Raw genomic sequence first — 4214 nt, 5'->3', positions numbered from 1 at the left:
CGTCGCCGATCGTGCCGCGGCGAACAAGGCGGTTCCCGATCAAGCGGCAACGCAGGCCGCGGCCGCATCGCCGGCTCCGCCCGCTGCTCCCGAGAAGACCACGACCGTGGCCGCATTGGCCACCGGGTCACCCGAGGTGGACGTGGTCAAATCGGTGCAGACCGAATTGCGCCGCGTCGGCTGCCTGACCGGCACCGTCGACGGCGACTGGAACGCAGCCTCGCAGCGCTCGCTGACGCTGTTCAACCGCTATGCCGGCACCAAGCTCGACATCAAGACTGCCAGTGTCGACACCCTCGATGCTGTCAAGCTGAAGCAGTCCCGCGTCTGTCCGCTGGTCTGCGAGCACGGCTACAAGGCTGACGGCGATCGCTGCAGCAGGATCGTGTGCGCCGAGGGCTCGTTCCTCAACGACGACAATGAATGCGAGAAGCGGCGTGAGCGGAAGCCGGTCGCCAAGCGCGACAGCGACGAGCGCCCGTCGCGCCGTGACCGCGAACGCGCCTTCCGTCCGCAGCGCGAGCCACAGGTCCCGTCCGCGGAAATTCCGCGCCCGCAGGGCCGTGCCAGGGCGGAAGGCGGCGGCAGTGGTCAGATCATGTGCGATGCCTATCTGTGCCGTCCGGTCAGGCACGGCTGTCATCTCGAGTACCGCGGCGGCGGCGGCCCCGGCGGCAACGTCGGCAATGTCGAGGTCTGCAACTAGTGCGCAGCGGCTAGATCGCGCTCGCGGCGATATTCACCATCAGGGCCAGCAGCGCGGTGTTGAACACGAACGAGATGATGCCGTGCACGGTCGCGGTGCGGCGGATGATCTTGTCGGTGATGCCAACGTCGGAGACCTGCGCGGTCATGCCGATCACGAACGAGAAGTAGACGAAGTCCCAGTAATCGGCGTCGGCATGCGCATCGCCGCTCGGAAACTGCAATCCGCCGGGCGTCTTGCCGCGGTAGAACTCGTGGGCGTAGTGCAGCGCGAACGCGGTGTGGACCGCCGTCCATGACAGCGTGATGGTGACGATAGCCACCGCCAGTCCGGCCGCGCTGCCCTTGGATGCGCCGAGTTCGAACACGATGGCCAGCAGGCTTGCCAGTGCGCCGAATGCGGTCAGCAGCAGGATCAGGAAACGGCCATCGTCCTGCAATATGGCGCTGCGCTTGATGTGGGCGACGCCACAGCGCAGCATCATCACATAGGCGAGCACGAGATAGAGCGCAGCGAAGGCGTCCCAGCCAGCGAGCATGCGGGTGACGAGGCGCATCGAGCCGGGGATCAGCAGCGCGACGGCGATGCCGACCGTGATCGAAACGAAGGTGCGCGGCCGGCCCACCACCACGCGGACCGGCATCGGCAGCTTGCGGAAACGAACAAGGCGATCGTCGAACTCCTTGCTCATTTCGCGTTTTGCTTTCGGCTAGTTCTTGCGCTCGGCGACGAAGCGGGCGGCCGCGCGCAGCACGTCGCCCCTATCGCCGAACACCGACAGCGCGGCGTCGGCGCGCGCCAGGAGGTCGCGCACGCGCTGCTTGGCGCCGTCGATGCCGAGCTGGGTGACGAAGGTGGTCTTGCCGAGCACCGCGTCGGCACCTGCCGGCTTGCCCAGTGCGGCGGCGTCGCCCTCCACGTCGAGCAGATCGTCGGCGATCTGGAAGGCTTCGCCGAGCGCTTTGCCGTAATCGTCGAGCGCCTGGTATTCCTTCTGCGAGGACTGGCCGAGGATCGCGCCGGCGATGCAGCCGAAGCGGAGCAGCGCGCCGGTCTTCATCTGCTGCACGCGCGCGACGTCGACCGGCTCGCGGTCGCCGAAGCGGCCTTCGCCGGCGAGGTCGAGGATCTGGCCGCCGGCCATGCCGCCGACGCCGGAGGCGCGCGCCAGCGCGCGGGTCAAGAGGAGGCGCACCTGGGCGTCCTTGTGGATCGCATCGCGGGTGATGATGTCGAAGGCAATCGTCAGCAGCGCGTCGCCGGCGAGGATCGCGGTGGCGTCGTCATAGGCCTTGTGCAGGGTCGGGCGGCCGCGGCGCAGATCGGAATTGTCCATCGCGGGCAGATCGTCGTGGATCAGCGAATAGCAGTGGATGCATTCGAGCGCTGCGCCCACCAGCAGGGCGGATTCGCGCGGGATGCCGAACACCGCGGCGCTCTCGACCGCGAGGAACGGCCGCAGCCGCTTGCCGCCGCCGAGGCTCGAATAGCGCATCGCCTCGATCAGCCGCTTCGGGCGCACGATCTCGTCGCTCTCGGTCGCATCGGACAGCAGTTTGGCGAGCAGGGCTTCGGTATCCTCCGCGGTCTGGTCCAGCCGCTTGGAAAACTCTGCAGTACCGGTCGTCATTAAGAATTGCTCCAGATCGATTTTCGGCCGGACAATCGTTGATGGGATCGGCTTCGTCAATTCCCGCCCTGCGACGGATTGCGCCTTAAAAGTGCTGGAAAAACCGTGAATTATCCCACAAACGTCTGATGGCGCCGGCCGTGTTCTGGCGGGCGGGTCCCAAATCCTCCCTGGAAAGGTCCTCCCCGGAAACCCCAGCTTTGCGCATTGTCCGGATTTTATTGCTGCTTTTGCTGGCCCTGCTGTTGCTGCCCTATCTGGTGACGCCGTTCTACCGCACCGGTCAGCCAGTTTCGGCCCTGATGGCGTGGCGGACCCTGCGAGGGGCCCCGGTGACGCGGCATTGGATCGATTTCGGCGCGATGTCGCCCTCACTGCCGCGGTCCGTAGTCGGCTCCGAGGACGCCCATTTCTGCAAGCACCGGGGCATCGATTGGGGGGCGCTGCGCGAGGTGATCGACGACGCCGGGGATGGCGAGGCGGCCCGCGGCGGCTCGACCATCACCCAGCAGGTGGCCAAGAACCTGTTCCTGTGGCCCGGCCGCAGCGTCGTCCGCAAGGGACTGGAACTGCCGTTGGCGCTCTGGATCGATTTCGTGCTGCCGAAACAGCGGATTCTCGAAATCTACCTCAACATCGCGGAAATGGGGCCATCCGGGCAGTTTGGTGCCGAGGCCGGTGCCCAATATGCCTTTGGCCGGTCGGCGGCAGAGCTGTCACCCCGGGAGGCGGCGCTTTTGGCGGCGATCCTGCCGAATCCGGTCAAAAGGAGCGCCCGGAACCCGGGTCCGGGGGTCCGCAGGCTGTCCGGCACCTACATGGCCCGGGCCAACACCGTGACGCGCTGCTGGCGCGAAAATCGCGGCTCTTGAGCGCGATTTCGGGCGGATTTTGCTGTCTCCGGGCCTAGATTTACGCGGTCCCTTCCTCTATAAGCGCGGCCTTACCGGCATCGCAGCTTGCGCTTCGAAGCGCTGAGCCCGTCCGCATTTCGGACGATGCCTCCGCAACACCCTAGAGGACACCGTCATGGCCGTTCCCAGAAGAAAAACCTCGCCGTCGCGCCGTGGCATGCGCCGTTCGGCCGATGCGATCAAGACCCCGACCTACGTCGAGGACAAGGACTCCGGCGAACTGCGCCGTCCGCACCATCTCGACCTGAAGACCGGCATGTACAAGGGCCGCCAGGTCCTGAAGGCCAAGAAAGAGTCCTGATCGGACCTTCGGCTTTCGCGCCGCAGGCGGGAGCATGATCCGGAAGAGCGCGTAGCGGTTTTCCCTCGCGACAAACGCCAGAGGCGTTTGCGCGGAGATCATCCTCCAATCAAGACGGCGCTGCGCCTGAATTCGGCCAACGAGTGCGGCCAAGACGGGCGCGTCGGCGGCGAGGCCAATGAGCATCGCCGCATTGCTGGTTCTCCCTGAATAAGGCGCAAGCCCCGATGGTCGGTTTTCCGCTGCTGCTCGTTCCGCTCGCGGTCTACAACATCATCGCCTTCCTGATGCCCGGCGTGTCCTTCACGGACCCGCTGATCAGGCTGACATTGCTGTCGGGCGAGCAGTGGCAGATCACCCTCAGCGACATGCTGCTCGCCGCCGGCGTGCTGCTGTTGCTGCTCGAGGTCATCAAGGGCGCGCGCCCCGGCGCGAAATATCTCACCGACCATCTGCTGTCGCTGATCGTGTTCGGCGCGGCGGCCGCCGAATTCGTGCTCTGGCCGAAATTCGGCAACTCGACCTTTTGCCTGCTGACGCTGCTGGCGCTGGTCGATTTCATTTCCGGAATTGCGCTGCGCACCCGCCGCCGTGCGGTGGTCGCGCCCGCGGCACCGGCGCCGGTCAGCAGGTCGCAGCCCGCAGCGGTCGAGACGCCACGGC

The 4214-nt window shown here is 66.3% G+C and carries 5 protein-coding genes and 1 pseudogene; 4 read left to right on the top strand and 2 right to left on the bottom strand.

Going from position 1 to position 4214, the window contains the following annotated elements; translation table 11 throughout:
- Positions 1–706, top strand: a pseudogene (locus H8B02_RS45760) (caspase family protein); the annotation flags it as partial.
- A 10-nt stretch (positions 707–716) separates the two neighbouring features.
- Here the strand turns inward: H8B02_RS45760 and H8B02_RS45755 are convergent.
- Positions 717–1397, bottom strand: coding sequence for a DUF1345 domain-containing protein (locus H8B02_RS45755; protein ID WP_229172287.1), 681 nt, complete (start codon positions 1395–1397; stop codon positions 717–719).
- 18 nt (positions 1398–1415) lie between these two features.
- Positions 1416–2336 (bottom strand): polyprenyl synthetase family protein, encoded by a 921-nt coding sequence (locus H8B02_RS45750; RefSeq protein ID WP_229172286.1) that lies wholly within the window; start codon positions 2334–2336, stop codon positions 1416–1418.
- 128 nt (positions 2337–2464) lie between these two features.
- Here H8B02_RS45750 and mtgA point away from each other — a divergent pair, with 128 nt between their 5' ends.
- From mtgA to H8B02_RS45735, 3 genes are all read left to right on the top strand, one after another.
- Complete coding sequence (mtgA, locus tag H8B02_RS45745) at positions 2465–3208, top strand: monofunctional biosynthetic peptidoglycan transglycosylase (RefSeq protein ID WP_229172285.1); 744 nt, start codon at positions 2465–2467, stop codon at positions 3206–3208.
- Between the two features lie 157 nt (positions 3209–3365).
- Positions 3366–3551, top strand: a complete 186-nt coding sequence (gene rpmF, locus H8B02_RS45740; RefSeq protein ID WP_021077536.1) for a 50S ribosomal protein L32 — start codon at positions 3366–3368, stop codon at positions 3549–3551.
- A gap of 227 nt (positions 3552–3778) precedes the next feature.
- On the top strand, positions 3779–4214 hold a 436-nt coding region (locus H8B02_RS45735; RefSeq protein WP_229172284.1), incomplete at its 3' end, for a hypothetical protein.

The organism is Bradyrhizobium altum (assembly GCF_020889705.1).
Taxonomy (GTDB): Bacteria; Pseudomonadota; Alphaproteobacteria; order Rhizobiales; family Xanthobacteraceae; genus Bradyrhizobium; species Bradyrhizobium altum.
This window is presented reverse-complemented; position numbering and strand designations above follow the sequence as displayed.